The sequence below is a fragment of the Streptomyces ardesiacus genome, assembly GCF_003112575.1.
Lineage (GTDB): Bacteria > Actinomycetota > Actinomycetes > Streptomycetales > Streptomycetaceae > Streptomyces > Streptomyces ardesiacus.
In genome coordinates, this window is record NZ_BEWC01000007.1 from 306,235 (window position 1) to 331,672 (window position 25,438).

The following is a 25,438-nucleotide window of genomic DNA, read 5'->3' on the forward strand; positions in this document are numbered from 1 at the left end:
ACGCGAGGAGATCGACCAGTCCGCCCCGGCGCGAAACGGGGCGCTTTCAGCAAGGGCGGCGAGCACTGCTACCCAGCTTCGAAACAGACAAACAACAATGTGATCCAGATCACACCGGCCCGCCTGTTTGTCGCCTCCCCACGCTTGATACAAATTGCCCCGCGCGCCCCTCTCGATCGACGGTCGTCGCCCCCTCTTTCTTCCCACCGTCCCTTTCGCATGCCCTGGGAACGCCCGTGTTCGCCCCCCGCACCACTCCCTGGCCCCTCGTCGCCCTTTTCACGGCCGGCTACCTGCCTCCGTACCTGCTGCCCACCACCGTGGGCAGACTCGACACCAGCCTTCCGCTGTCCACCACGCAGGCGGGCGCCGTCGGCAGCGCGCTGCTGCTGAGTTCGGCGACCGCGGGCTTCCTGCTGGCCTCCCGGGTGCGGAGCCTCGGCCCCCGGACACTGGCCCGCTTCGGGCTCGCGCTGGCCTTCCTCGGCTACGGCACCGCCGCGCTCACCACCGCCGTCCCGGCCGTCGTCGTCGGCGCGGTCGTGGGCGGTTTCGGGTCGGGGACGGCCATGACCGTCGCCGCCTCCCTGATCGCCGCCGAACGCGACCCCCACCGCGCCTCCACCCTGGGTCTGCTGAGCGTGTCCGCGCTGGCCGGTGCGGTGTACCTGACGGTGCCCCACCTCGGCCGGGCGCACGGCCTGCCACTGGCCGCCATCGCCCTGACCGCGCTGGCGGTCTGGCTGCCGGCCGGCCGCCTGCCGGACGGCACGGCGGACGCCCCGGCCGCGCACGGCACCGGCGACATCGGCGCCGCCCCGCTCCCCCACCGCCGTTCGGGACTGGTCCTCGCCGTCGCGGTGCTGTGCTGGTCCCTGGCACAGAACTCCCTGTGGGGCGTCAGCGGCCGGATCGGCCTGACGCAGGCCGGGCTGGGCGACGCCGCCCTCGGCGCCGTCTTCGCCGTCGCGCTGGGCGCGGGCCTGGTGGGCGTGCTGGCGGCCGGTGCGCTCGGGCCGCGGCTGGGACGGGCGATGCCCGTCGGCGCGGGCACGGCGCTCATCGGGGTCTGCATCGCGGTGAGCGCGTCCGCGACCACCCCGACGACCTTCGCGACCGGCGAGATCGCCTGGAACACCTTCTACCCGGTCGTCCTGTCGTACCTGATCGGCCTCGCCGCCTCGCTCGACGCGCGCGGCCGGTGGGCGGTGCTCGTGGGCTCGGCGTGCTCGCTCGGCTCGGCGGCCGGGCCGCTGACCGGCAGTGTGCTCTCGGCGCAGGCCGGCTATCCCGTCATGGGCCTGGTGCTCGGCGCCGGACTGCTGCTGCTCGCCGCGCCGATGACCGCCGTCGCCCTGCACACCGGCGGGCGCCCGCTGCTGCCCGGCGCGATCCGCCGCCGCGGCGGCACCCCGGCGGCGCTGGTCGCCGCGGCCACGGGTACGCCGAGCGGTGCGGTGCCGGAGGTCGGTGCGGTGGAGCAGCCGGTCGTGGAGATCGACGTGGAGGCCCCGGCCGTGGCCGAGCGGGGGGCCTACGACACGGCGGGACCCCGGCAGGCGGCGGCCACACCGGGGTCCGGGACGGGCTGAGTCCTACGCCGCCGGGAACTCGTACGCCTCGACTTCCGCGAGGCAGCGCGCCCGCAGTTCCTCGTCGTCCTCCAGGAAGGAGGCGAGGAAGGAGTTGCGGGCCAGTTCCCGCAGGCGCTCCTCGCTGAGGCCGAGGGCGGTGCGCACGGCGTCGAAGTTGTCGCCCGCGTAGCCGCCGAAGTAGGCGGGGTCGTCGGAGTTGACGGTGCACATGAGGCCCGCGTCGAGCATCGCGGGCAGCGGGTGGCCGGCGAGGGTGTCGACCGTGCGCAGCCGCACGTTGGACAGCGGGCACAGGGTGAGCGGAACGCGGTCGCGCACCAGCCGCTCGACCAGCGCCGGGTCCTCCACCGCACGCAGCCCGTGGTCGATGCGCTCGACGCCGAGGACGTCGAGGGCCTCGACGACGTACGCGGGCGGGCCCTCCTCGCCCGCGTGGGCGACCCGGCGCAGCCCGAGGGCGGCGGCGGCCTCGTACACCTCGCGGAACTTCACCGGCGGGTGGCCGACCTCGGCGGAGTCCAGGCCGACGCCGGTGATGCGGTCCAGGTACGGCTTGGCCGCCTCCAGCGTCGCCATCGCCGACTCGGCGGACTCGTCGCGCAGGAAGCAGAGGATCAGCCGGGTGGAGACGCCGTGGTTCTCGCGGCTGCTGCCGAGCGCCCGCCACAGCCCCTCCACGACCGTGCCCATCTCCACGCCCCGGGCGAGGTGGGCCTGCGGGTCGAAGAAGATCTCGGCGTGCCGCACGCCCTGCGCGGCGGCGCGGGCGAGGTAGGCGTGGGCGAGGTCCTCGAAGTCCCGCTCGGTGCGCAGGACGGCCATCAGCTCGTAGTACAGGTTCAGGAAGGACTGGAGGTCCTCGAAGCGGTACGCCTCGCGCAGGGCGTCCTCGTCCGCGTACGGGAGCGCGACACCGTTGCGGGCGGCCAGCGCGAAGGCCAGCTCGGGTTCGAGGGTGCCTTCGATGTGGAGGTGCAGTTCAGCTTTGGGCAGGGGCATCAGAGCATCGTACGACCGTTTCACCGGCGTTTCGGAACCGGGACGCGGGTGAGGTCGCGGGCCACGGTCAGCTCCCCCGCGTACCCGGCCGCGCGTGCCTGCCGCTCGAACTCCTCGGGCTCCGGGTAGCGCTGGCTGAAGTGCGTGAGCACCAGGTGCCGCACGCCCGCGTCCCGGGCCACCCGCGCCGCCTGCCCTGCGGTGAGGTGGCCGTGGTCGGCGGCGAGCGCCTCGTCCTCGTCGAGGAAGGTCGACTCGATGACCAGCAGGTCGCAGTCCTCGGCGAGCGTGTGCACGCCCGCGCACAGCCGGGTGTCCATGACGAACGCGAACCGCTGGCCGCGACGGACCTCGCTGACCTCGTCGAGTGGGACGCCGTTGAGCGAGCCCTCGCGCTGGATGCGGCCGACGTCGGGGCCCTTGATGCCGTGCGCGGCGAGGCGGTCGGGCAGCATGCGGCGGCCGTCGGGCTCGGTGAGCCGGTAGCCGTACGACTCGACGGGGTGGGAGAGTCTGCGGGCGTCCAGGGTGTAGGCGGGGGTGCGGGCGAGGGGGCCGTCGGTGTCGACCGGGGCCTCGGTGAGGGCGACGGTCTCGCGGTAGGCCGTGGCGTACCGCAGCCGCTCGAAGAACCGCTGCCCGGAGCGCGGGTAGTGGGCGGTGATCTCGTGGGGGACCCGGTCGAGGTTGATGCGCTGGATCACGCCGGCGAGGCCGAGGCTGTGGTCGCCGTGGAAGTGCGTGACGCAGATCCGGTTCAGGTCGTGGGCGGCGACCCCGGCCCGCAGCATCTGGCGTTGGGTGCCCTCGCCGGGGTCGAACAGGATGCCCTCGCCGTCCCAGCGCAGCAGGTAGCCGTTGTGGTTGCGGTGCCGGGTCGGGACCTGGCTGGCGGTGCCGAGGACGACGAGTTCACGTACGGACACGGGTCCTGGCCCGGGCTATCCGGGGGGCCACTGGAGGCCGCGTCCGCCGAGCACGTGGGCGTGCGCGTGCCAGACGGTCTGTCCGGCGCCGCTGCCGGTGTTGAAGACGATGCGGTAGCTGTCCAGTTGCTCGGCGTCGGCGACGACCTGCGTCTCGCGCAGGACGTCCGCGGCGAGCTGCGGGGTTTCGGCGGCGAGGGCGGCGGCGTCCTTGTGGTGGGCCTTGGGGATCACGAGGACGTGGGTGGGGGCCTGGGGGTTGATGTCCCGGAACGCGACGGTGGTGTCGGTCTCGCGGACGATCGTCGCGGGAATCTGCCCTGCGACGATCTTGCAGAACAGACAGTCGTCCTGGGGTTCGCCGGCCACTTGGCTCTCCTCACGCAGTGATCTTCTGGAAGGCATCGTATCCGCCGCCGCCCGAGCCGGGGGCCGTCGTGCCCCCTGGGGGGTATCTCCCAGGCCGTCCAGGCACTGGGGGCACGACGGCCCGCGGTCACGGCAGTGTGGGCGGTGTCTTCGCCGGAGTTTCCTCCAGCGCGGCCAGCGCCAGCGCGATCGCCTCGTCCAACTGGGGATCGCGGCCCGCCGCGTGGTCCTGGGGGCGCTGCGGCACCTCCACGTCCGGATCGACGCCGTGGTTCTCCACGCCCCAGCCGTACCCCTCCATCCAGAACGCGTACTTCGGCTGCGTGATCAGCGTGCCGTCCACCAGCCGGTAGCGGCTGTCGATGCCGATGACGCCGCCCCAGGTACGGACACCCACGACCGGACCGATGCCCAGGGCCTTGATCGCCGCGTTGACGATGTCCCCGTCCGAGCCGGAGAACTCGTTGGCGACCGCGACGACCGGTCCCCGGGGCGCGTCCTGCGGGTAGCTCGTCGGCCGCATCCCGCGCGGCAGGTCCCAGCCGACGATGCGCCGGGCCAGCTTCTCCACCACGAGCTGGGAGGTGTGGCCGCCCCGGTTCTCGCGGACGTCGACGACCAGGCCCTCCCTGGCCACCTCGACGCGCAGGTCGCGGTGGATCTGGGCCCAGCCGGGCGCCTGCATGTCGGGCACGTGGAGGTAGCCGAGCCGCCCGCCGGACTTCTCGTGGACGTAGGCCCGGCGGTCGGCGACCCAGGCGTGGTAGCGCAGCGGCTCCTCGTCGGCGAGCGGGACGACGACCGCGTGCCGCACCTCTCCCCCGCCGGACGGCGAGACGGTCAGCTCGACCGGCTTGCCCGCCGTACCGACGAGCAGCGGGCCGGGCCCGGTGACCGGGTCCACGGCCTGGCCCGCGACCGCGACGATCGCGTCGCCGGCGCGCACGGCGACCCCGGGTGCGGCGAGCGGGGAGCGGGCGTCGGGGTCGGAGGTCTCGGAGGGCAGCACCCGGTCGACGCGCCAGGCGCCGTCCTCGTGGCGGGAGAGGTCGGCGCCGAGCAGGCCCTGGCGGGCGCCGGAGCCGTGACCGCCGCGCGGGGTGACGTAGGCGTGCGAGGTGCCGAGTTCCCCGTGCACCTCCCACAGGAGGTCGACCAGGTCGTCGTGGGTGGCGACGCGGTCGAGGACGGGCCGGTAGCGGTCGAGGACGCCGTCCCAGTCGACGCCGTTCATGTCGGCCCGCCAGAAGTGGTCGCGCATGATGCGGCCGGTCTCGTCGAACATCTGCCGCCATTCGGCGGCCGGTTCGACGGTCTGCCGGACCCGGCCGAGGTCGACGGCGACGTTGGTGTCGCTGTCCTCGTCGCCGGAGGCCCGCCGGTCGCTGGGTACGACCTTGAGCCGGCCGTCGGTCCACAGCAGCACCCGCTTGCCGTCGCCGCTGACCTCGAAGTGGTCGGCGTCGCCGCCCAGGTGCTCGACGCGCTGCTGGACGAGGTCGTACCGCTCCAGCTCGGTGTTGGGGTCGGGGTCCTCGGGGTTGGCGCGGGAGGCGCCGAGGACGCCGGTGAGCGGGTGGCGCAGCCACAGGACGCCGTCCTTGGCGGCGCGCAGCCGGGAGTAGCGGGCGGCCTCCACCGGGAAGGGCACGATGCGGTCGGCGAGGCCCTCGATGTCGATCCGGGTGGTGGGGGTGCCCTCGCTGTCGGGGGTCTCCTCACGGTCCGGGGTCTCGAAGGCGCGGCCGTGGCGCTGCGGGCCGAAGGGCGAGGGCGTGGTCGCGGCGAGGGTGATCAGGTAGGGCCGGGCGCCCTCGACGAAGGCGAGGTCGAAGACGTGCTCGTCGTAGACCGGGTCGAAGGAGCGGGTGGAGAGGAAGGCGAGGTGCTTGCCGTCCAGGGTGAAGGCCGGGGAGTAGTCCTTGAAGCGCAGCGGGGTCGCCTCGCTCACCGACAGGTCGGTGGTGTTGGCGAGCTTGAGCTGGCGCAGCGGCTCCGGGCCGGGGTGGGACCAGGCGAGCCAGGCGGAGTCGGGCGAGAAGACGAGGCCGGAGGCGTCGCCGTCCTCGCTGCGGTCGACCTCGCGGACCTCGCCGCTCTCGCGCTCGACGAGCAGGACCCGCCCGTCGTGCGAGGCGACGGCGACGCGGCTGCCGTCGGGGGCCACGGCGAGGTGCAGCACCCGGCCGAGCTGCCCGGCGGCCAGGCGCCGCGCGGTGGCGCCGGGGGCGAGCCCGGTGGCGGGCGCGAACTCCAGGGCGTCGTCGCCCTCGGCGTCCGTCACCCACACCACCCATTCCTCGCCGTCGGCGCGGAAGGTGCGCGGCAGCCGGTTGCGCACGCCGGGCGTGACGGCGAGCGCGCGGGCGGGGCCGGAGCGGTGGGTGACCCAGTGCACCCCGCCGCGCACCCCGACGGCGCTGCCGCGCGCGGTGTGGTCGGGGGACGCGGAGCCGAACCAGTGGGCGGCGTTGACCGGGTAGGGCTGGAGGTCGACGCGGGCGCCGCCGAGCCGGATGTCCAGCCGGCGCGGTTCCGCACCGTCCAGGTCGTCCAGCGTCCACAGTTCACCGGCGGAGGAGTAGACGACGCGGGTGCCGTCGGTGGCGGCGTGCCGGGCGTAGAAGCCGTCGAGGGGGCTGTGGCGGCGCAGGTCGGAGCCGTCGGCGAGGGAGGAGTAGAGGGCGCCGGTGCCCTCGTGGTCGGAGAGGAAGGCGATCCGGTCGCCGACCCAGAAGGGGTACTCGATGTTGCCGTCGAGGTCGGCGTGCAGCCGGACGAACTCGCCGTCGTCCTCGCGGTCGATCCACAGCTTGCCCGCCGTGCCGCCCCGGTAGCGCTTCCACCAGGCGGCCTCGCGGCCCATCGGCGCGGACAGCAGCACGGTGTGCGGACCTTGGGCGACGTCGCCGACGGGCCCGTACGGCAGGGTGGTCGCCGGTCCGCCGTCGAGCGGGACGGCGCGCGCCCAGCTGCGGCGCAGGCTGGCCTGGCCGTAGGTGCTCAGGGCCAGGACGCGGCCGTCGGCGGTCCAGCCGCGGACCTGGGTCCTGATGCTGCCCCAGTGGGTGAGGCGCCTGGCGGGGCCGCCGTCGACGGGGGCGACGTGCACCTCGGGGGCCCCGTCGCGGGTGGAGGTCCAGGCGACCGCGGTGCCGTCGGGCGAGATGCGCGGATGGTTCACCGGCACGTTGTCGGCGCTGACCCGCCAGGCGCGGCCGCCGTCGAGCGGGGCGAGCCACACGTCGTCCTCGGCGGTGAAGGCGACCAACTCGCCGTGCGGGTGCGGAAAGCGGAGATAGGCAGGCGCTGCGGGCTGAGTCACCCCCATACCCTATGCAGGGGCGCGGCCCGCCGACAGAGGTTTGGATCACTTCCCGGCCGCGGGCCCGCCTCCGTCACTTGCCCTCGACGGGCCCGCAGTGCGGGTCGCTCGGGCACCAGACGGTCCGGGTGACGGTCACGGTGGGGCCGGGCCGGTCCTGGGAGGGCCGGTTCGCGGGCGGGGCGCTCGGGGCGGCGTCGCAGTTGCCCAGTCCCTTGACCCGGAAGCGCTCCTTGCCGTCCACCTTCGCGCTCAGGTTCCCGCGCACGCAGGCGCCGTTGACGACCTTGGTGACCTTGCCGTCGACGGTGATGTCCTTGCCGTCGTCCGTCCGGCCCTCGCAGTGGACGTCGGCGACGGACCGCTCGCCCGCCGACGCGGTGGCGCCCTTGTCTCCGGAGGAGGCCGTGCAGTTGAGCCAGCGCACCTCCGCCTTGTGCCGCTGCAGTTCACGGGTCACGGTCTGGTCGGTCGTGTAGGCCACCGTCGTGGAACCGAGTCCGCCCGGCTCGCACGCGACGGCCCCGCCGACGGCGACGGCCGCGCCGACGACCACCGGAGCCATGCGCCAAATCCGCCTCATTGCCCACATGAAGGGCAGCGTCCCACCCGCCTGGGGCCTGCGGTAGGGCGCATACGGCCACTCTCACTACCGTGGGTGCCATGGGCAACGACCGCAGGCAGCGCAGGCTCGTCGTCGGCGAAGGAACCCCCTGGCTGTGGAGTCACCGGCAGAAACGGGGGCGCGACGGCGTCTGGCGGGACGCGCTGACGCTGTACCGGGACGGCGTCCGGGTGCGGTTCGTCTTCCGCGCGGGGGCGCCCGGCTCGGGCCGGTGGACCACGGAGGGCGGCCTCTGGTACGAGGGCTGCGTGGGCGACGACCGCGGCAACCTGCTCAACCTGCGCGAACCCGGTGCCGTACGGGCGCTGGTCGAGGCCGCCGGGCGGCGCGGCCTGCTGCCCGGGCCCGGGGGCCGGCCGGTGGAGCTGGACGGCTGGGAGCTGTTCCCCGCCGTCGTCGCCGCCACCGACGGCTGACCGGAGCCCGCCGGCACCCGGCGATCCGGCGCCGTCAGGACCAGCGGCCGGTGCGCGACAGCAGGACGGCGGTCGCGGCGGTGCCCGCCGTGGAGGTGCGCAGGACGCTGCGGCCCAGGCGGTAGGGCCGGGCGCCGGCCTCGGCGAAGAGCGCCAACTCCTCGGGGGACACGCCCCCTTCGGGCCCGACGACCAGCACGATGTCGCCGGCTGCGGGGAGTTCGGCGCCGGACAGGGGCGCGTCGCCGCTCTCGTGGAGCACCGCGGCGAAGTCGGCGTCGGCCAGAAGTGAGGCAACCTGCTTGCTCGTCGCCGCGTCGGCGACGTCGGGGAAGCGGACCCGGCGGGACTGCTTGCCCGCCTCCCGGGCCGTCGCCCGCCACTTGCCGAGCGCCTTCAGGCCGCGCTCGCCCTTCCACTGGGTGATGCAGCGCGACGCCGCCCAGGGCACGATCGCGTCGACGCCGACCTCGGTCATCGTCTCGACGGCCAGCTCGCCGCGGTCGCCCTTGGGCAGGGCCTGCACGACGGTGATGCGGGGCTGCTCGGCGGGCTCCTCGCGCACGCCGCCCGGCACGGTGACGACCAGGCGGTCCTTGCCCTCGGCGGCCTGCACCACGCCCTCGGCCCAGTGGCCGCGTCCGTCGGTGAGGACGACGCCCTCGCCCGCCCGCAGCCGCTTCACGGAGACGGCGTGGCGTCCCTCGGGGCCGTCGAGGACGTACGCGCCCGCGGTCAGGTCCTGGGGCCGCAGGGAGTCGACCACGAACACCGGTGCCGTCATCGGGTGCCGCCTCCTGTCGTGTAGCGCGCCAACGTGCCCCCGGCGGAGGCGAGTTCGGCGGCCAGTACCTCCACCAGGTCTCCGGCGGGCAGGTCCCGTGCCATGCGGTGGCCCTGCCCCGCCCACAGCGCCATGCCCTGCGCGTCGCCCGTCTTCGCCGCCGCCTTGCGCACCGGCGAGGTGAGGTGGTGCACCTCGGGGTAGGCGGCGGGGGCGTAGGGGCCGTGCTCGCGCAGGAAGCGGTTGACCAGGGCGCGGGCGGGGCGGCCGGAGAAGGCGCGGGTGAGTTCGGTGCGGACGAACAGGGGGTTGGTCAGCGCCTGCTTGTGCAGGTCGTGCGCGCCGGACTCGGGGGTGGCGAGGAAGGCGGTGCCGAGCTGGGCCGCGCTCGCGCCGGCCGCGAGGACCGCGGCGATCTGCGCGCCGCGCATGATGCCGCCGGCGGCGACGATCGGCAGGCTCACCGCCTCCCGGACCTGGGCGACCAGCGACAGCAGCCCGGTGCCCGCGCCGCCGGTCTCCGGGTTGTCCCGGTGGGTGCCCTGGTGGCCGCCGGCCTCGGCGCCCTGCGCGATCACCGCGTCGGCGCCGGACTGCTCGACGGCCCGGGCCTCGTCGGCGGTGGTCGCGCTGACCAGGGCGAAGGTGCCGACGCGGTGCAGGGAGTCGACGACCTCACGGCTCGGGACGCCGAAGTGGAAGGACACCACCGGCACGGGGTTGTCCAGCAGCACGGCGAGCTTGGTGTCGTAGCCGTCGTCCCGGCCGTTGTCGGGGTCGCCCAGCTCCGTCTCGTACCAGGCTGCCTCACCGGCCAACTGGTGGGCGTAGACCTCGACGGCGGCGGCGTCGGCCGTCTCCGGCTGCGGGAGGAAGAGGTTGACGCCGAAGGGGCGGCCGGTCAGTCCCCGCAGGTGTTTGATCTCCTGGTACATCCCGTCCGCGGTCTTGTACCCGGCGGCCAGGAAGCCCAGCCCGCCCGCCTCGGACACCGCGGCCGCGAGCCGCGGCACGGAGACGCCGCCCGCCATGGGCGCCTGCACGATCGGGTAGGGGAAGAGATCGGTCAGTGCGGAGGACATGACGGCATGGTGTCACGTCCTCCCCACACGTCCGAATCCGGGCTTCCGTTGGCATAAGCCAGGAGCATCCGCATCCCGGAGGGATCACCGTCTCCCGGCGAACCGCCCGTCAGCGCCCCGCGTCACCGCCCGTTGAACGCGTCCTTCAACCGCGAGAACAGCCCCTGCTGCCCCGGCTGACCGTGCCTGCCCGGGGAACGACCCCCGGACCCCCGGCACGCTCCGGCGGCCGCCCTCACCAGCACGACCACCGACCCCGCCGGGCACGACGTCACCGACCGTTGAACGCGTCCTTCAACCGCGAGAACAGCCCCTGCTGCCCGGGCTGGAACTGCCCCTGCGGGCGTTCCTCGCCGCGGAGTTTGGCCAGCTCGCGCAGGAGGCGTTCCTGTTCGGGGTCGAGCTTGCCCGGGGTGGTGACCTCGACGTGGACGATGAGGTCGCCCCGGCCGCCGCCGCGCAGGTGGGTGACGCCCCGGCCGTGCAGCGGGATCGACTGGCCCGACTGGGTGCCCGGGCGGATGTCGACCTCCTCCATGCCGTCGAGGGTCTCCAGCGGCACCTTCGTGCCGAGGGCCGCCGCCGTCATCGGGATGGTGACCGTGCAGTGCAGGTCGTCGCCGCGGCGCTGGAAGGTGGAGTGGGACAGCTCGTGGATCTCGACGTACAGGTCGCCGGCGGGGCCGCCGCCGGGGCCGACCTCGCCCTCGCCCGCGAGCTGGATCCGCGTGCCGTTGTCCACACCGGCCGGGATCTTCACGGTGAGGGTGCGCCGGGAGCGGACCCGGCCGTCGCCCGCGCACTCGGGGCACGGGGTGGGCACCACGGTGCCGAAGCCCTGGCACTGGGGGCACGGGCGGGAGGTCATGACCTGGCCCAGGAAGGACCGGGTGACCTGCGAGACCTCACCACGGCCGCGGCACATGTCGCACGTCTGGGCCGACGTGCCGGGCGCCGCGCCCTCGCCGTTGCAGGTGTTGCAGACGACCGCGGTGTCGACCTGGATGTCCTTGGTCGTGCCGAAGGCCGCCTCGTCCAGCTCGACCTCGATGCGGATCATCGCGTCCTGGCCGCGGCGGGTGCGCGAGCGCGGTCCGCGCTGCGACGCCGTCCCGAAGAACGCGTCCATGATGTCCGAGAAGTTCCCGAAGCCGCCCGCGCCGAAGCCGCCGGCCCCACCGCCGCCCGCCTGCGAGAGCGGGTCGCCGCCGAGGTCGTAGACCTGCTTCTTCTGCGGGTCCGACAACACCTCGTAGGCGGCGTTGATCTCCTTGAACCGCTCCTGGGTCTTCGGATCGGGGTTGACGTCCGGGTGCAGCTCGCGGGCGAGCCTCCGGAACGCCTTCTTGATCTCGTCCTGGGAAGCGTCGCGGCGCACGCCGAGTACGGCGTAGTAGTCCGTGGCCACCTACGACTCCGCCAGGATCTGTCCGACGTACCGTGCCACTGCGCGTACCGCTCCCATCGTTCCCGGGTAGTCCATGCGGGTCGGTCCGACCACGCCGAGCTTGGCAACCGCCTCGCCGCCCGAACCGTAGCCGACCGACACGACGGACGTTGAGTTGAGTCCTTCGTGGGCGTTCTCATGACCGATCCGTACGGTCACGCCCGGATCCTTCGCCTCGCCGAGCAGCTTGAGGAGCACGACCTGCTCCTCCAGCGCCTCCAGCACCGGCCGGATCACCAAGGGGAAGTCGTGCCCGAAGCGGGTCAGATTGGCGGTGCCGCCGATCATCAGCCGCTCCTCGTTCTCCTCGACCAGCGTCTCCAGGAGAGTGGAGAGCACGGTGGAGACCGTACCGCGATCCTCGGCCTCGAAGGGCTCCGCCAGATCTTCCACCAGGGACGGCACATCCGTGAAACGGCGTCCCGCGACCCGGCTGTTGAGCCGCGCCCGCAGATCGGCCAGCGAGGCCTCGCCGAACGGCGCCGGGCAGTCGATCATCCGCTGCTCGACCCGGCCGGTGTCCGTGATCAGCACGAGCATCAGGCGCGCGGGCGCGAGCGAGAGCAGTTCCACGTGCCGCACGGTCGAGCGGGTCAGCGACGGGTACTGCACGACGGCGACCTGCCGGGTGAGCTGCGCCAGCAGCCGCACCGTGCGGGCCACGACGTCGTCGAGGTCGACGGCGCCCTCCAGGAAGTTCTGGATGGCACGCCGCTCGGGCGCGGTCATCGGCTTGACGCCGGCCAGCTTGTCGACGAAGAGCCGGTAGCCCTTGTCGGTCGGGATGCGCCCGGCGCTGGTGTGCGGCTGGGCGATGAATCCCTCGTCCTCCAGGGCCGCCATGTCATTGCGCACGGTGGCCGGGGAGACGCCGAGGTTGTGCCGCTCGGTGAGGGCCTTGGAACCGACCGGTTCCTCGGTGCCGACGTAGTCCTGGACGATGGCGCGCAGCACCTGAAGCCTGCGTTCACTGAGCATTGCGCGCGCACCTCCAGCAGTCGTCCGCCCGTTTCCGGCCTGTCTGTCCTGGCACTCACGGCTCGCGAGTGCCAGACTTCCCCGGCCCAGTGTACGGCCGTGGGGTACGCCCCCGGCAAGGCCGGGGCCAAGCCGTTAGCGTCGTCGCCGTGACGGTGACTTGGGAAGAGCTGGGCTGGGAGCGGCTGGCGGACGGAGTGGGGCGGTGCCGGCTGCCGGGCTGGGACTGCACGGCGGGGCTGGTGCGCGGCGCGGACGCGGCGCTGATGGTGGACGCGGGGTCGAGCCTGGCGGAGGGCGCCCGGTTGCGCGGGGCGGCGCGACGGCTCGCCGGCCGCCGTGTGACACATCTCGCGCTGACCCACCCGCATTTCGACCACGTCTTCGGCGCGGCGGCGTTCGAGGGCGCGCGGGTGTACGGAGCGACGGGTACGGGCGCGCTGTTCGCGCCGGGCGGACAGGAGCGGGAGGCGCTGCGCGCGGACGCGACGGCCGAGGGACTGGACGCGCGGGAGGCGCGGGAGGCGGCCGACGCGCTCGTGGCCGTCACCCACGAGGTCGACGGCGGGCGGACGCTCGACCTGGGCGGCGGCCGACGGGTCCTGCTGGCCGACGTGGGCCCGGGACACACCGGGCACGACCTGGCCGTCCTGGTGCCGGGCACCCCGGCGGTCGTCTTCTGCGGCGACCTGGTCGAGGAGTCCGGCGCACCGCAGGCGGGCCCCGACGCCGTACCGGCCCGCTGGCCGGCCGCCCTGGACCGGCTGCTGGAGCTGGGCGGCGACGACGCGCTGTACGTCCCCGGTCACGGAGCGGTGGTGGACGCGGCGTTCGTGCGGGCCCAACGGGACGCGCTGGCCGCCCGGTTCGGCGTGTCGCGCTGATCACGGGGCCGTCGTTCCTCGTATCGTCGGCAGAATGCGCCAGTACTCCGCCGACCTGACCCCTCCGTGGAAGAAGCCGCAGCCCGTCCCCGAGGTGCCGGCCGATCCCGGCCTCGTGGTCGAGGAGCCCGGCACCGGGTTCTGCGGCGCGGTGATCCGCTGCGAGGCGGGCACGGTGACCCTGGAGGACCGCTTCGGCAAGCACCGCGTCTTCCCGCTGGAACCGCGCGGCTTCCTGCTGGAGGGGCGCGTGGTGACGCTGGTCCGCCCGTCCTCCCCCGCTCCGGCGCGCTCCGGCCCCGCCCGTACGGCGTCCGGTTCGGTCGCCGTCCCCGGCGCACGCGCCCGGGTGGCGCGCGCCGGGCGCATCTACGTCGAGGGGCGGCACGACGCCGAACTGGTCGAGAAGGTCTGGGGCGACGACCTGCGCATCGAGGGCGTCGTCGTGGAGTACCTGGGCGGCGTGGACGACCTCCCGTCGATCGTCGCCGACTTCGCCCCGGGCCCGGACGCGCGGCTGGGCGTCCTGGTCGACCACCTGGTCCCGGGGTCGAAGGAGTGGCACATCGCGGAGGCGGTGACGAGTGAGCACGCGCTGGTGGTGGGCCACCCGTACATCGACATCTGGGAGGCGGTGAAGCCGTCGTCGGTGGGGATCGAGGGGTGGCCCCGGGTGCCTCGCGGTCAGGACTGGAAGACGGGGGTGTGCCGGGCGCTGGGCTGGCCGTCGGAGAACACGGGGGCGGTGTGGCAGGCGATCCTGGCGCGGGTGGGGTCGTACAGGGACCTGGAGCCGGAGCTGCTGGGACGGGTGGAGGAACTGATCGACTTCGTGACGGCGTGACGTGCTCACCCAGCCAGTGAGATCCAGCCCCTCCGGCGTTTGAGGAGCGGGGGTCCGGGGGCAGCGCCCCCGGGGTCGGGACGGGAAGGGGCGGCGGGGGCGAGGAAACCTGCCGTCAGTCCACCAGGTCCCGCACCACCGCGTCGGCCAGCAGCCGCCCGCGCAGCGTGAGCACGGCCCGCCCCGCCCCGTACGGCCCCTCCTCCAGCAGTCCCTTCGACAGCGCCCGCCGCGCCGCCGCGAGCCCCGCCTCCCGCAGCAGCGACAACGGCACCCCCTCCCGCAGCCGCAGCTCCAGCAGGATCCGCTCCACCCGCCGGTCCTCGTCCGTGAGGACCTCGCGCCCCGCGCCCGGCGACTTCCCCGCCGCCAGCGCCCCCGCGTACGCGCCGGGATGCTTCACGTTCCACCACCGCACGCCCCCCACGTGGGAGTGCGCGCCCGGTCCCGCGCCCCACCAGTCGGCGCCCCGCCAGTACAGCTCGTTGTGCAGGCAGCGCCCGGCGTCGGAGGTGGCCCAGTTCGACACCTCGTACCAGTCGTAGCCCGCCGCGGCGAGGGTCTCCTCGGCGATCAGGTACCGGTCGGCGTGGACGTCGTCGTCGGTCATGGGGACCTCGCCGCGCCGGATGCGCCGGGCGAGCTGGGTGCCCTCCTCGACGATCAGGGCGTACGCCGACACGTGGTCGGGGCCGGCGCCGAGCGCGGCGTCCAGGGAGGCCCGCCAGTCGTCGTCGGACTCGCCCGGGGTGCCGTAGATCAGGTCGAGGTTGACGTGGTCGAAGCCGGCCGCGCGGGCCTCGGCGACGCAGGCCTCGGGGCGGCCGGGGGTGTGGGTGCGGTCCAGGATCTTCAGGACGTGCTGCCTGGCGCTCTGCATGCCGAAGGAGATCCGGTTGAAGCCGCCCTCGCGGAGAGCGGCGAGGTACGCCGGGCCGACCGACTCCGGGTTGGCCTCCGTCGTGATCTCCGCGTCCGGCGCCAGCCCGAACTCGTCGCGGACCGCGCCCAGCATCCGCACCAGGTCCCCGGCGTCCAGCAGCGTGGGCGTACCGCCGCCGACGAAGACCGTGCGGACCTCGCGGGGGTCGTCGCCGAGGACCTTGCGGGCCAGGCGCACCTCGTCGACGAGGGTGTCGGCGTAGTTGTCGCGGGAGGCGAGGACGCCTCCGGTGCCGCGCAGCTCGGTCGCGGTGTAGGTGTTGAAGTCGCAGTAGCCGCAGCGGGTCGCGCAGTACGGCACGTGCAGGTAGAAGCCGAGGGGGCGGTCTGCGGCCCCGGCGAGCGCGGACGCGGGCAGGGCGCCGTCGGCGGGGACGGGCTCGCCGTCGGGGAGTGCGGAGGGCATGCGTTCCATTGTCCCGTACCCGCGCGGATCCCCCGCCCCGCTAGACGAGTTGTTCCTAATGTCGCCGGGGCAAAAGGGCTGATCCACTTCGCCTCAGTCTTGGTCACTAGCAGCTGATACGGCGCCGTCTGCCCAGATCTGTGCTTTCAGGTCGCGTCGCCAAGCAGGGTTTGGAGGGCCTGCCGGAAGGCGGCGGTGTCGATGTCCTGGCCGATGGCCAGGCGCTGCGAATATCCCGTGAGCATGGCGAGCAGTGCGCCGGCCACGCCGGAGGGGTCCGGCGAGTCGGGCAGGCCGCGGGCGCAGCGGTCCTGGCGGATGAGCCCGGCGACCTTCTCCTGGTCCTTGGCCAGTTGCGCCCGGATCTGGGCGGCGAGGTCGGGCGAGACGGCGGCCTCGGCCCAGACCTGCGCCATCAGCCGGGCGTGGCCGCCGTGGCGGGCGCGGACCCGGTCGAGCAGTTCGGCAGCGTCGCGGATGCTGGCGAGGTCGATGAGGTGATCCACGGCGTCCTCGCAGACGGCCGCCACCAGGTCGTTCTTGCTGGGGAAGTAGCTGTAGACCGCTCCGGTGGACAGTCCGCTGGCGGCGACGATCTCACCAGTGGAGGTCTGGGCGAAGCCCTTGGCCGCGAACACCTCGCGGGCGGCGGCCAGGATCTGCCGGCGCCGGGCGTCGCGGTGCTCCTGGGTAACCTTGGGCATAAAAAGAACGACCTCTCGTTTTATTGTAGAGTGAGGCTCACCCTAACCGACCGCCGACTCCCGGAAGGCGGCGCCCTCCGACGAAGGAGTTGTGTCGCATGACATCCACCACCGTGACATCCGCCTCTGGGCCAGCTGGCGAGTTTGCCGGCGTTCGAGTCCTGGTCACCGGCGGCACGAAGGGAATCGGCGCGGCTGTCGCGGTCCGGTTCGCCGAGGCCGGGGCCGACGTCGTCGTCGCGGCCCGCACGCCGGTCGTCGAGCCGCCGGCCGGCAGGTTCGTCGCCGCCGACCTCGCCACCGCCGACGGGGCCGCCGTCCTCGCCGCGCAGGCGACGCAGTTGCTCGGAGGAATCGATGTCCTGATCAACAACGCCGGCAGCCAGACGCACATCCCAGGCGGGGCGCTCGACGCGGCCGACGACGACTGGTACCGCGACCTCGACACCAACCTGATGTCCGCGGTCCGCCTGGACCGGGCCCTGTTGCCGGGGATGATCGCGCAAAACCGCGGAGTCATCATCCACGTCACATCGGGCCAAGCCCGCCTGCCCGGCCCCGCGTCCCTCCCGTACGCGGCGGCGAAGGCCGCGACGACCGTCTACAGCAAGGGCCTGGCCAACGAGGTCGGCAAGCACGGGATCAGAGTGAACACCGTCGTCCCCGGACTCGTCGAGACCCCGGCCGTCACCCGGCGTCTGAACCAGATCACCGCCGACAGCGGCCAGGACGCCGAAACGGCCCGCCGGCAGCTGATCGACCGGGTCGGCATCCCGCTCGGGCGCCCCGGCCAGCCCGCCGACGTCGCCGAACTCGTCGCGTTCCTCGCCTCCGACCGCGCGGCGTTCCTCACCGGCAGCCAGTACGTCGTCGACGGCGGCAGCATTCCGACGGTCTAGCCAGGCGCGAAGTTCCTGATCGGTTCAGTGGTCGTAGGCGATCAGTGATCGGGGGACGGTTGCACCGGTCTTGTTGTTGTGCCAGATCGCTGCGGCCAGGGCCAGGACGCGCTGGGCGACGCGGACCGCCACGCCTTCGATGGTGCGTGCACCGTGTTGCTCCAGGTCGAGCTGACCCTTGAGGGTGTCGTTGACCGACTCGATCAGTTGGCGGACCTTCTTGAGCACCGGCTCGCCGTACCGCTGCCTCTCCCGCTTGCGCGAGGGCCGCAGCAGCTCGATGCCTTGCCCGGCGAGGGCCTTTTCGAATGGCTTGGACGCGAAGCCCTTGTCCGAGATCAGCACGATGCCCTCGCGGTCGGCGACCAGGTCGGCGTCGACCTCCAGCATCGCCGCAAGGACCTCGCGCTCGCCTATCTTCGGGTTGGCCAGCGCCCACATGATCGGCATTCCGGTCGGGGTGCACACCAGGTACAAGCGTAGGCCCCAAAAGAACCGGGAGTGGGAGGCGCAGTAGCCGTAGCCGGCCCAGCCCGCGAGATGGCCCTGTTCTCGTATAGCTACGGCGAGGGGACAAGTAGCTCAGTGTGATTTCAGAGCCTCTGCTTGAGTGCGGGGCTCGGGGACCGCTCCGTTGTTCATGGCGGCGAAGTCGGCGTGTGCGGCCTTGACGGCTTCGGGATACGCCTCGCGTTTGGCGTGCTCGGCGAGCGCCCGGTAGATGCTGGCCACCGAGGGGTTCTGGCCCTTGCGCTTGCCGGTGGGGATGATCAGGTCGGGCTGGATCTGCTCGACCGACTCGCCGCCCGCGCGGCGCCGCAGCACGGTGTGGAGCATGTCGTCGGTGATGACCGGCGGCCGGCCGCCGTGCTTGCCCTTGCGGGCTGCGGTGTCGAGCCCTTCCAGGGTCGACTCGCGGATGTTCTCCCGCTCGGTCTCCGCCATCGCTGCGAAGAATGCGAACAGCAGCTTGCCCGGACCGGTGGGGTCGTAGATGCCGGGCAGGGGCCCGGCGAGCATCTCCAGGACCAGGCCGTGGGCGGTGAGGTGGTCGGCGAGCGCGGTGAGTTCGGCGGCGTCGCGGCCGAGCCGCTTCATCTCGTACACGGTGAAGATGACCCGGCAGTGCGGGGCGTGCGCCTTGACTTCCCGCGCGGTCCTCAGCGCTTCCTCGAACTTGGGCCGTACTCGGACGCGGGTGCTGATCTTCTCGCTGAAGATCTTGCCCCTGGGGATGCCGTGCTTGCTGAGCGCGTCGAGCTGGGAGTCGAGTTCCTGCCCGAGGGTCGAGCAGCGGGCGTAGCCGATGCGGATGTCCGCGCTCGGCAGGTCCGGGTCGATCGGCGCCGGCGGCGGGGTGCCCGGCCGCCATGGCCGGCCCGGTCCGCGGTCGGCGGGGGTCGGCACCCGTAGAGCCTTCTTCAGCCGGGGCACCAGGGTGAAGCGGCGGGTGTGGTAGGCGGAGGCGACCGCGCCGCCGCGCGAGCGGCACGGCGAGCCGGGCTGCGCGTCACACTTCGGACAGGCGTGCTGTTCGACGTCGTCGGCGTCCGACCGGTCGGTTGGCGAGGGCTGCTGAGGGTCCGTCATGGGCCCGGATTTTCGCACAATGCAAGTCTCATAAGGGGCTCATCCCCTTCTTTTGAGCGAGAACGGGTTCCGAGAACCGATCGGGTGCCGAACGGGGTCCGGCGGCCAATTTTTGATCTTGTTCGCGCAAAGGATTGTTTGTGAGAGTCCAGGCGTCGCGCTGGCGTCCGTGGGCTCTTGGGGTGTGGCGCCTGTCTGCCTACGATGATCGGTATGTCGCCTGATGCCTCCCTGTCCTCGGTCTGGCCGGTCCTGCACTACGACGACACGAAGGCGGCGCTGCGCTTCCTGGTCGACGTGCTGGGGTTCGAGCAGGTGGTCGCCGCGCCGGATGAGCACGGCGGGATCGGGCACGCGGAGCTGCGCTGGCCTGGCGGTGGTGCGCTGGTGTTCGGCTCGACGAGGCACACGGACAGCGTGCACGGGCGGATGCGGGCGGGCACCAGCGCGGTCTACGTAGTGAGCGACGAGGTGGACGCGGTGCACCGGCGAGTGGTCGACGCGGGCGGCGAGGTCCTCGAAGCGCCGCACGAGACACGGTTCGGGTCGGGGGCCGCGGCGTACGTGTGCACGGTGCAGGACCCGGAGGGCAACCTGTGGACCTTCGGCACCTACCAGGGCTCCTCGCCGGAGTAGGGCGCTGGGAAGAGACGACAGGACCCCGGCCGGTGGGGCCGGGGCCCTGTGCTGTGGTTCGCATGGCGCCGGGGGTCAGTGGCTGCCGGTGAGTTCTCCGGTGAGCTTGCCGTGGAGGTCGGCGCTCAGGTCGTTCAGCCCGGTGATTTCCACGGTCTTGCCGCGCTGGGCGTACTTGGTCTCGATCGCGTCAAGGGCGGCGACGGAGGAGGCGTCCCAGACGTGGGCCTCGGACAGGTCGATGACGATGTTGTCGGGGTCGCCGGCGTAGTCGAACTGGCCGACGAGGTCGTTGGAGGAGGCGAAGAACAGCTCTCCGGTGACCCGGTAGACGACCGTGGTGCCGTCGGGGTCGAGGACGCTGTGGACGCGGGCGAGGTGGGCGACCCGCTTGGCGAAGATGACCATGGCGGTGATGGAGCCGACGACGACACCGATGGCGAGGTTGTCGGTGGCGACCACCACGATCACGGTGATGGCCATGACGGCGATCTCACCGGCGGGCATCCGCTTGAGCGTCTTGGGGGCGATGGAGTGCCAGTCGAAGGTCGCGAAGGACACCATGACCATGACGGCGACCAGGGCGGCCATGGGGATGTCGGAGACGACGGGGCCGAAGGCGATGCACAGCACCATCAGGAACGAGCCCGCCAGGAAGGTCGAGAGGCGGGTGCGGGCGCCGGAGACCTTCACGTTGATCATCGTCTGGCCGATCATGGCGCAGCCGCCCATGCCGCCGAAGAAGCCGGTGACGATGTTGGCGATGCCCTGGCCGATGGACTCACGGGTCTTGGAGGAGTGGGTGTCGGTGATGTCGTCGACCAGCTTCGCCGTCATCAGGGATTCCATCAGGCCGACCAGCGCCATCGCGAAGGCGTACGGGGCGATCGTCGTCAGGGTGTCCATGGTGAAGGGCACGTCCGGCAGGCCCGGCACCGGCAGGGAGGACGGCAGGTCGCCCTTGTCGCCCACGGTCGGCACCGCGATACCGGCCGCGACCGTGATGACGGTCAGGATGACGATCGAGACGAGCGGGGCCGGGATCACCTTGGTGACCTTCGGGAAGAACACCATCAGCGCGAGCCCACCGATGATCAGCGGGTACACCGCCCAGGGCACGTCGTGCATCTCCGGCACCTGCGCCATGAAGATCAGGATCGCGAGCGCGTTGACGAAGCCGACCATCACCGAGCGCGGCACGAACCGCATCAGCTTCGCCACCCCGAGCGCGCCCAGGATCACCTGGATGACGCCGGCGAGGATGACGGCGGCGATCAGGTAGCCCAGGCCGTACTCGTGGTTCAGGGGTGCGATCACGAGGGCGATGGCGCCGGTGGCGGCGGAGATCATCGCGCGGCGGCCGCCGACGATCGAGATGACCACGGCCATGGTGAAGGAGGCGAACAGGCCGATGGCCGGATCGACACCGGCGATGATCGAGAAGGAGATCGCCTCAGGGATCAGCGCCAGGGCGACGACCAGGCCGGCCAGGACCTCGGTGCGCCAGACCTTGGGATTGTTCCGCCAGTCGGGCTTGAGGCCGCGCAGCCGCGCGGCGGGAGTCACAGCATCAGAAGACAAGGGAGATGCGTACCTGTCGTGCTCGGGCACACCGCCGGACGGGCCGGGGGCGTGCGGGAGGGAGCGCGGGAGACCGGCCGGTATCCCGCGGGCGGCCCGAGGCGGGCCGGGAAGTCGTGGAGGACGCGAGCTGCGGGGCCTGGGCGGTGCCCGGCCGGGCGGGTCACGTCCGAGGGCGAAGGGTCACGGCGGGCAGGCGGCGGCGATCGGCGTCATGGGCTCGCGCACGCTCTCTCCTGCAAGAATCGGATCTTCGCCGGGGGCGCCATCGGCCCCGGAAACAGCAGCAGCGGGGCAACCGGGCCGCCCCCACCTTCATCAACTCTACCCTAACGTTAGAGTAGAGGTCGGTGGGGTCGCACAGGACGCGGCCCGCCACGAGGAGAAAGGCCAGGGACACGAGCGTGGACGGCAAGCACATGCAGATCGGCGAGGTCGCCGCGCGGACGGAGCTGTCGCTGCGCACCATCCGGCACTACGAGGAGACCGGCCTGGTCATCCCCTCCGCCCGCTCCCAGGGCGGATTCCGCCTCTACACCGAGACCGACGTCTCCCGGCTCATGGTCATCCGCCGGATGAAGCCGCTCGGCTTCACCCTGGAGCAGATGCGCGACCTCCTGGACGCCACCGACCGCCTCGACGGCGACGACGCTCTCGACGACGGCGAGCGCGAGGCGCTGCTGGAGCGGGTGCGGACTTACCGGCAGGCCGCCGCCGAGCAGGTGGAGAAGCTGCGCGTCCAGCTGGCCCGGGCCGAGGACTTCGCCGACACGCTGGGCGCCCGCCTGGAGCAGAACGCTCTGGCCGCCCGCGTCTAGACCCGCTCCGCGGCGTCTCCTCCGGCCGGCACCGCCTCACCCTGCGGGCTGCGCGGGCCGGGCACGGCCCGGGCCGGGGCGGTCAGGTCCAGCTGAAGGCGGCTGTTCATGTCCAGTTCGAAGCGGCCGTAGGGGTTCACGTGCGTCCAGAACAGCGGGGACAGGGCCCGCCGGTCGGCGTCGGTGAGCATGTCGGCCCACTTCTTGTCGGCGAGGACCTGCTGCATCAGCAGCGTGTTGACGTGCACGAGAGCGGACTGGAGCAGGTGGAGGGCGAGCATGGACACCTCCTGGGACTCCTTGTCCGCACCGGCCAGGTCGCCGTCCTTGCCGTAGAAGAGGTCCTTGTTCGCGCTGTTCCAGTTCTCCACGACCTGCAAGCCCTCGTGGATCTCCTGGCGAAGTTCGGCGTCGGCGAGGTAGTCGCAGACGAACGCCGTGCGCACCGCCCGCCCGAGTTCCTCGATCGCCTGGTAGGTGGGGTGCTTGGGGCCACCGCGGGTGAAGCGCCGCAGGACCTGCTCGGCCTCGGCGGTGCCCAGCCGCAGCGCGGTGGTGTACTTCACGATCTGGTCGTGCTGCTGGCGGATCAGGTCCCAGTTGATCGTCTTGGTCGACAGCACCGGCGCGAGGTGCGGCCAGTTGTCGTCCTCACCGGCCGCCGGACGGTACAGCTTCGCGGAGCCGATGTTCTTCAGCCTCGGCATCAGCTTGAAGTCGAGCATGTGGGCGAAGGCGAAGCCGACGATGGACGCGCCGTGGGTGTCGGTGTACTGCCGGTCGACCTCCATGTCGGTGCAGTGCCGCAGCACGCCCTCGATCATCGAGGCGACCTCGGAGGCGGAGCAGGACTTGAGCTGGGAGTAGATGCACACCGACTTCCGCTCGACGTGCCAGTAGATCATCACGCCGGGGCCGCGGTAGCGCTGGTGCCACTCGGTCATCAGGTTCGAGGACCAGGCCCCGAACTTGCGGCTGTCGGAGGCGCACGCCGTGCCGGTGCCCCACCACATCTCGTCCCGGGCGGCGAAGGTGGCGTTCACCAGCTTGCGCAAGGCGGCGCGCATGTTGGCCCGGTTGACGAACAGGTGCCGCACCCGGCGCAGCGTCGCCTCGGACTCGCCGTACTTGCCGGTGACCGCGACCCGCTTGATGCCCATGTTGGTGCCCAGGCCGAACAGGACCAGCAGCAGCCGGCGGCGCAGTACGTCCTTGGACAGGTTCTCCCTGGTGGCGACCGAGGTGAACTCCGCGACGAAGCCGGTGTCGAACTCGGCGTACTTCAGGATGTCCAGCAGGTCGATGGTGCCCCAGCGCCGCTCGAATCGCCTTGACGGCGACCAGGGACTCCGGCTCCTCCTGCTTGCCGCGCGGGGAGACCCTGATCCACGGCTCGCCGTGCTTCTTGACGATCGCGACCCCGCCCGTGGCGCCCTCGGCCAGAGCCTGCTCGAAGCGGTCCAAAGAGGTGCGGAGCTTTGCCTTCAGGTCAGTGATGAACTCACCCGCGTCCTGCGGCTGGCCCAGGGCCGCGTAGTGGACGTCCCGGTTGTCCTCGAAGTCGGCGGGCAGGTCGTCCTCCGGGTTGCGCCACCGGTTCGCGCCCACCACCCAGATCTCCCGCCGGCGCAGCGCGTCCCGCAGCGCGACCAGCACGCACAGCTCGTACGGGATGCGCTCGACCCGGCCCTTGTCGTCCACCACCGCCGCCCGCCACTGCTCGGGCACCACCCCCTCCAGCGGCACCGTCTCCGCCGGATCGAAGAACGCCCCCTCCTTCAGCGGCTGCTCCAGATACCGCCCCAGCAGGTCGATAGCGTCCATCACCGGCCGGTAGGCGGTGTTGTTGCACTTCAGCTCCAGCGCCCGCAGCAGCGGCGACAGCATCCGCCGCCAGTGCGCCGAGTACGAGGAGCGCAGCACGGTGCGGACCCGGGCCTTGTAGCGGGCCTCGTTCGCCGCGGCATCCGCCGCCAGGGCCTTCAGCGTCTTCTCCCCGCCGACCACCGGGAAGATCACCCGCCGCACCGTGCCGGACGGCTCCGACAAGGCCGCCTCCGCGACCCGCAGCAGCATCGCCTCCTTGCCCCGGACCTTCTTCAGCTCCGCCCCCAGCTCCTTGTCGACCCTCCGCTCCGCCCGCGTGTTGATCTTCAGCACGAGCTGGATGAACAGGTCCACCAACGAGTCGGTGATCTCCGTCTGCCGCACGTGGCACAGCGTGGCCAGCAGTGTCAGGCGCCGCGGCGGCTTCATCCGCTCCAGGTTCGCCGGGTACTCCTTCGAGGCCCGCGCCCGCCAGGCGTCCACCAACTTTTCCGACACGTCCGCGAACAGGTCCGCGGGCAGCTCCAGGCGCCGCACCCGCTCCAGCTTGTTCACCTCCGCCAGCAGACTCTCCAGGCCCGGGGCTCCGGGGTCGGTCTTCAACTCGGTGAAGTGCGACCGCCCGCCCCCGGCCGCCGCGCCGTCGGCGCCCTGCTCGCCTCCGTCGCCCGCGACCAGGTCTTCCAGCCGCGAGCGTGTCGCGTGGCTGAGCCGGTCCAGCGTGCTGCGGCAGAACCGCTTCTCGAAGTCCTTGACCGCCTTGCCGACCAGCCGCCGCACCTGCCCGGGCGCCGGGGGCTCGACGTGGTCGTTGCGGCACCGGGCCACGACCGCGGCCGCCAGCCGGTCCCGCGACAGCTCCACCGGACACAGCTCGGTCGGCAGCCACGCGGCCAGCCGGTCCTGGTCCTCCTCGGTGTTCGCCCGGAATCCGTACGCCGCCCGGATCTCGCCCCGATGCCGCTGGATCGCCTTGCTCTGCCAGTCGTACTCCGCCCACGCCCCGGCCGGGACCTTCACCTGCTGAGCCACGTACTCCACCGCGGCGGCCGGCACCTCCCTGGCCGACTCCGGGAACCGTGCCTCCACCTCGAAAAGCTTCAGCAACAGCGCGAACCCGAGCCGGGTCGCCCCGGACTTGTTCCGCACCCGCTTCATGTCGTCTTCCAGCAGCGTCCAGACCTCGATCAGGTCCTCCGGCTCCCAGTCCTGCCGCACCCGTACTCCTCCACCCCGACCGAGATCACTCGTTCAGCTCAACGAGGTTCCTAGCCAGGAGATACGAGCACCATGGCAATCACACAGCGCTACATGTCCCTTCGCCGTAGCTATACGAGAACAGGGCCGAGATTGGAACGCTGCACGGTCGGGCGCGACATCCCGCACGGCACCGGAGTCGAGTCGGTGATCCAGAGGTTGTCGAACCAGAAGTCGCTATCCATCGCCAGTTCCCGGATCATGCGCTTGCCCAGCCCGAGCGTGGAGCGGAGCCGCTTGTTGCAGCCCGCGCGCTGCGGCAGGTACGGGAACATACCCGTCAGGTGCTTGTTCGCGTAGCGCAACCAGCGCGACTCAGAGTGGTAGCCGAGCAGGGCCTGGGCCACGGCCAGGCAGACGAGTTCGGAGTCGCTGAGCAGCGGCGGCCTGCCCATGCATCGGGTTCCCCCGATCTCGTCGTCGATCTTCACATACAGTGCGGTCAAGAGGGTGTTCAGGTCTGTCGTCACACACGGCTCTTGGACACCCTCGACCCTTTGACGG

Annotated in this window: 21 protein-coding genes and 3 pseudogenes; 7 read left to right on the forward strand and 17 right to left on the reverse strand. The window is 72.3% G+C overall.

Going from position 1 to position 25,438, the window contains the following annotated elements; all coding sequences use genetic code 11:
- Nucleotides 1-236 precede the first annotated feature (236 nt).
- Nucleotides 237-1,592 (forward strand): MFS transporter, encoded by a 1,356-nt coding sequence (locus Sdi02f_RS23475; RefSeq protein WP_030399864.1) that lies wholly within the window; start codon nucleotides 237-239, stop codon nucleotides 1,590-1,592.
- 3 nt (nucleotides 1,593-1,595) lie between these two features.
- On the opposite strand, the gene Sdi02f_RS23480 is transcribed toward Sdi02f_RS23475, so the two are convergent.
- The 5 genes from Sdi02f_RS23480 to Sdi02f_RS23500 form a co-directional block, all read right to left on the reverse strand.
- The gene (locus Sdi02f_RS23480; protein WP_030399865.1) at nucleotides 1,596-2,594 is read right to left on the reverse strand and encodes an adenosine deaminase; all 999 of its coding nucleotides are present in this window, start codon (nucleotides 2,592-2,594) and stop codon (nucleotides 1,596-1,598) included.
- A 20-nt stretch (nucleotides 2,595-2,614) separates the two neighbouring features.
- Nucleotides 2,615-3,520 (reverse strand): ribonuclease Z, encoded by a 906-nt coding sequence (locus tag Sdi02f_RS23485; RefSeq protein ID WP_030399866.1) that lies wholly within the window; start codon nucleotides 3,518-3,520, stop codon nucleotides 2,615-2,617.
- 15 nt (nucleotides 3,521-3,535) lie between these two features.
- Complete coding sequence (locus Sdi02f_RS23490) at nucleotides 3,536-3,889, reverse strand: histidine triad nucleotide-binding protein (RefSeq protein ID WP_108933969.1); 354 nt, start codon at nucleotides 3,887-3,889, stop codon at nucleotides 3,536-3,538.
- A gap of 127 nt (nucleotides 3,890-4,016) precedes the next feature.
- Entirely contained in the window at nucleotides 4,017-7,220 is a 3,204-nt protein-coding gene (locus Sdi02f_RS23495; RefSeq protein WP_108933970.1) for a S41 family peptidase, read from the reverse strand.
- Nucleotides 7,221-7,287: 67 nt separating this feature from the next.
- Entirely contained in the window at nucleotides 7,288-7,779 is a 492-nt protein-coding gene (locus Sdi02f_RS23500) for a hypothetical protein (RefSeq protein WP_031184578.1), read from the reverse strand.
- Nucleotides 7,780-7,877: 98 nt separating this feature from the next.
- Here Sdi02f_RS23500 and Sdi02f_RS23505 point away from each other — a divergent pair, with 98 nt between their 5' ends.
- Nucleotides 7,878-8,255 carry a hypothetical protein gene (locus Sdi02f_RS23505; RefSeq protein ID WP_108933971.1) on the forward strand — a complete coding sequence of 126 codons (378 nt, stop codon included), beginning with the start codon at nucleotides 7,878-7,880 and terminating at the stop codon, nucleotides 8,253-8,255.
- A 34-nt stretch (nucleotides 8,256-8,289) separates the two neighbouring features.
- Here Sdi02f_RS23505 and Sdi02f_RS23510 read toward each other — a convergent pair whose 3' ends face one another.
- The 4 genes from Sdi02f_RS23510 to hrcA all read right to left on the reverse strand — a co-directional run bounded on the left by Sdi02f_RS23510 (nucleotide 8,290) and on the right by hrcA (nucleotide 12,546).
- Complete coding sequence (locus Sdi02f_RS23510) at nucleotides 8,290-9,039, reverse strand: 16S rRNA (uracil(1498)-N(3))-methyltransferase (protein ID WP_030399871.1); 750 nt, start codon at nucleotides 9,037-9,039, stop codon at nucleotides 8,290-8,292.
- Entirely contained in the window at nucleotides 9,036-10,121 is a 1,086-nt protein-coding gene (locus tag Sdi02f_RS23515; RefSeq protein WP_108933972.1) for a nitronate monooxygenase, read from the reverse strand. The genes Sdi02f_RS23510 and Sdi02f_RS23515 overlap by 4 nt, the downstream gene beginning before the upstream one ends.
- 271 nt (nucleotides 10,122-10,392) lie before the next feature.
- Nucleotides 10,393-11,529, reverse strand: coding sequence for a molecular chaperone DnaJ (gene dnaJ, locus Sdi02f_RS23520; RefSeq protein ID WP_030399873.1), 1,137 nt, complete (start codon nucleotides 11,527-11,529; stop codon nucleotides 10,393-10,395).
- Nucleotides 11,530-12,546, reverse strand: a complete 1,017-nt coding sequence (gene hrcA, locus Sdi02f_RS23525) for a heat-inducible transcriptional repressor HrcA (protein WP_030399874.1) — start codon at nucleotides 12,544-12,546, stop codon at nucleotides 11,530-11,532.
- Between the two features lie 149 nt (nucleotides 12,547-12,695).
- On the opposite strand from hrcA, the gene Sdi02f_RS23530 reads away from it, so the two are divergent.
- Together Sdi02f_RS23530 and Sdi02f_RS23535 are read left to right on the forward strand one after the other, a co-directional pair.
- The gene (locus tag Sdi02f_RS23530) at nucleotides 12,696-13,430 is read left to right on the forward strand and encodes an MBL fold metallo-hydrolase (RefSeq protein WP_053639399.1); all 735 of its coding nucleotides are present in this window, start codon (nucleotides 12,696-12,698) and stop codon (nucleotides 13,428-13,430) included.
- Between the two features lie 34 nt (nucleotides 13,431-13,464).
- Nucleotides 13,465-14,274: a DUF3097 domain-containing protein gene (locus tag Sdi02f_RS23535; protein ID WP_108933973.1), complete on the forward strand. Its 810-nt coding sequence runs from the start codon at nucleotides 13,465-13,467 to the stop codon at nucleotides 14,272-14,274.
- A gap of 115 nt (nucleotides 14,275-14,389) precedes the next feature.
- Here the strand turns inward: Sdi02f_RS23535 and hemW are convergent, their stop codons facing one another.
- Both hemW and Sdi02f_RS23545 read right to left on the reverse strand, forming a co-directional pair.
- On the reverse strand, nucleotides 14,390-15,622 hold the full coding sequence (gene hemW, locus Sdi02f_RS23540) for a radical SAM family heme chaperone HemW (RefSeq protein ID WP_108934052.1): 1,233 nt from the start codon (nucleotides 15,620-15,622) through the stop codon (nucleotides 14,390-14,392).
- Between the two features lie 146 nt (nucleotides 15,623-15,768).
- A complete protein-coding gene (locus Sdi02f_RS23545; protein WP_108933974.1) occupies nucleotides 15,769-16,326 on the reverse strand; it encodes a TetR/AcrR family transcriptional regulator in 558 nt (185 codons plus the stop codon).
- A gap of 98 nt (nucleotides 16,327-16,424) precedes the next feature.
- Here Sdi02f_RS23545 and Sdi02f_RS23550 point away from each other — a divergent pair, with 98 nt between their 5' ends.
- The gene (locus Sdi02f_RS23550) at nucleotides 16,425-17,225 is read left to right on the forward strand and encodes an SDR family oxidoreductase (protein WP_108933975.1); all 801 of its coding nucleotides are present in this window, start codon (nucleotides 16,425-16,427) and stop codon (nucleotides 17,223-17,225) included.
- 24 nt (nucleotides 17,226-17,249) lie between these two features.
- On the opposite strand, the pseudogene Sdi02f_RS23555 reads toward Sdi02f_RS23550, so the two are convergent.
- Together Sdi02f_RS23555 and Sdi02f_RS23560 are read right to left on the reverse strand one after the other, a co-directional pair.
- A pseudogene (locus Sdi02f_RS23555) lies at nucleotides 17,250-17,777 on the reverse strand (transposase); the annotation flags it as partial.
- Nucleotides 17,778-17,807: 30 nt separating this feature from the next.
- Nucleotides 17,808-18,815: a recombinase family protein gene (locus Sdi02f_RS23560; protein WP_108933976.1), complete on the reverse strand. Its 1,008-nt coding sequence runs from the start codon at nucleotides 18,813-18,815 to the stop codon at nucleotides 17,808-17,810.
- Nucleotides 18,816-19,028: 213 nt separating this feature from the next.
- Between Sdi02f_RS23560 and Sdi02f_RS23565 the strand changes: the two genes are divergently transcribed.
- Nucleotides 19,029-19,451 carry a VOC family protein gene (locus tag Sdi02f_RS23565; RefSeq protein WP_030399882.1) on the forward strand — a complete coding sequence of 141 codons (423 nt, stop codon included), beginning with the start codon at nucleotides 19,029-19,031 and terminating at the stop codon, nucleotides 19,449-19,451.
- A gap of 75 nt (nucleotides 19,452-19,526) precedes the next feature.
- Here Sdi02f_RS23565 and Sdi02f_RS23570 read toward each other — a convergent pair whose 3' ends face one another.
- Nucleotides 19,527-21,032, reverse strand: coding sequence for a SulP family inorganic anion transporter (locus Sdi02f_RS23570; protein ID WP_037824384.1), 1,506 nt, complete (start codon nucleotides 21,030-21,032; stop codon nucleotides 19,527-19,529).
- 404 nt (nucleotides 21,033-21,436) lie between these two features.
- On the opposite strand from Sdi02f_RS23570, the gene Sdi02f_RS23575 reads away from it, so the two are divergent.
- Nucleotides 21,437-21,850, forward strand: coding sequence for a MerR family transcriptional regulator (locus tag Sdi02f_RS23575; RefSeq protein ID WP_030399884.1), 414 nt, complete (start codon nucleotides 21,437-21,439; stop codon nucleotides 21,848-21,850).
- Here Sdi02f_RS23575 and Sdi02f_RS36545 read toward each other — a convergent pair.
- The 3 genes and pseudogenes from Sdi02f_RS36545 to Sdi02f_RS23585 form a co-directional block, all read right to left on the reverse strand.
- Nucleotides 21,847-23,154 carry a Tn3 family transposase gene (locus Sdi02f_RS36545; RefSeq protein WP_324603960.1) on the reverse strand — a complete coding sequence of 436 codons (1,308 nt, stop codon included), beginning with the start codon at nucleotides 23,152-23,154 and terminating at the stop codon, nucleotides 21,847-21,849. The two genes, Sdi02f_RS23575 and Sdi02f_RS36545, sit on opposite strands and share 4 nt — an antisense overlap.
- A gap of 1,339 nt (nucleotides 23,155-24,493) precedes the next feature.
- Nucleotides 24,494-24,835 (reverse strand): annotated as a pseudogene (locus Sdi02f_RS36550) (DUF4158 domain-containing protein); the annotation flags it as partial.
- Nucleotides 24,836-25,023: 188 nt separating this feature from the next.
- Nucleotides 25,024-25,404: pseudogene (locus tag Sdi02f_RS23585) on the reverse strand (transposase family protein); the annotation flags it as partial.
- Between the last annotated feature and the right edge of the window lie 34 nt (nucleotides 25,405-25,438).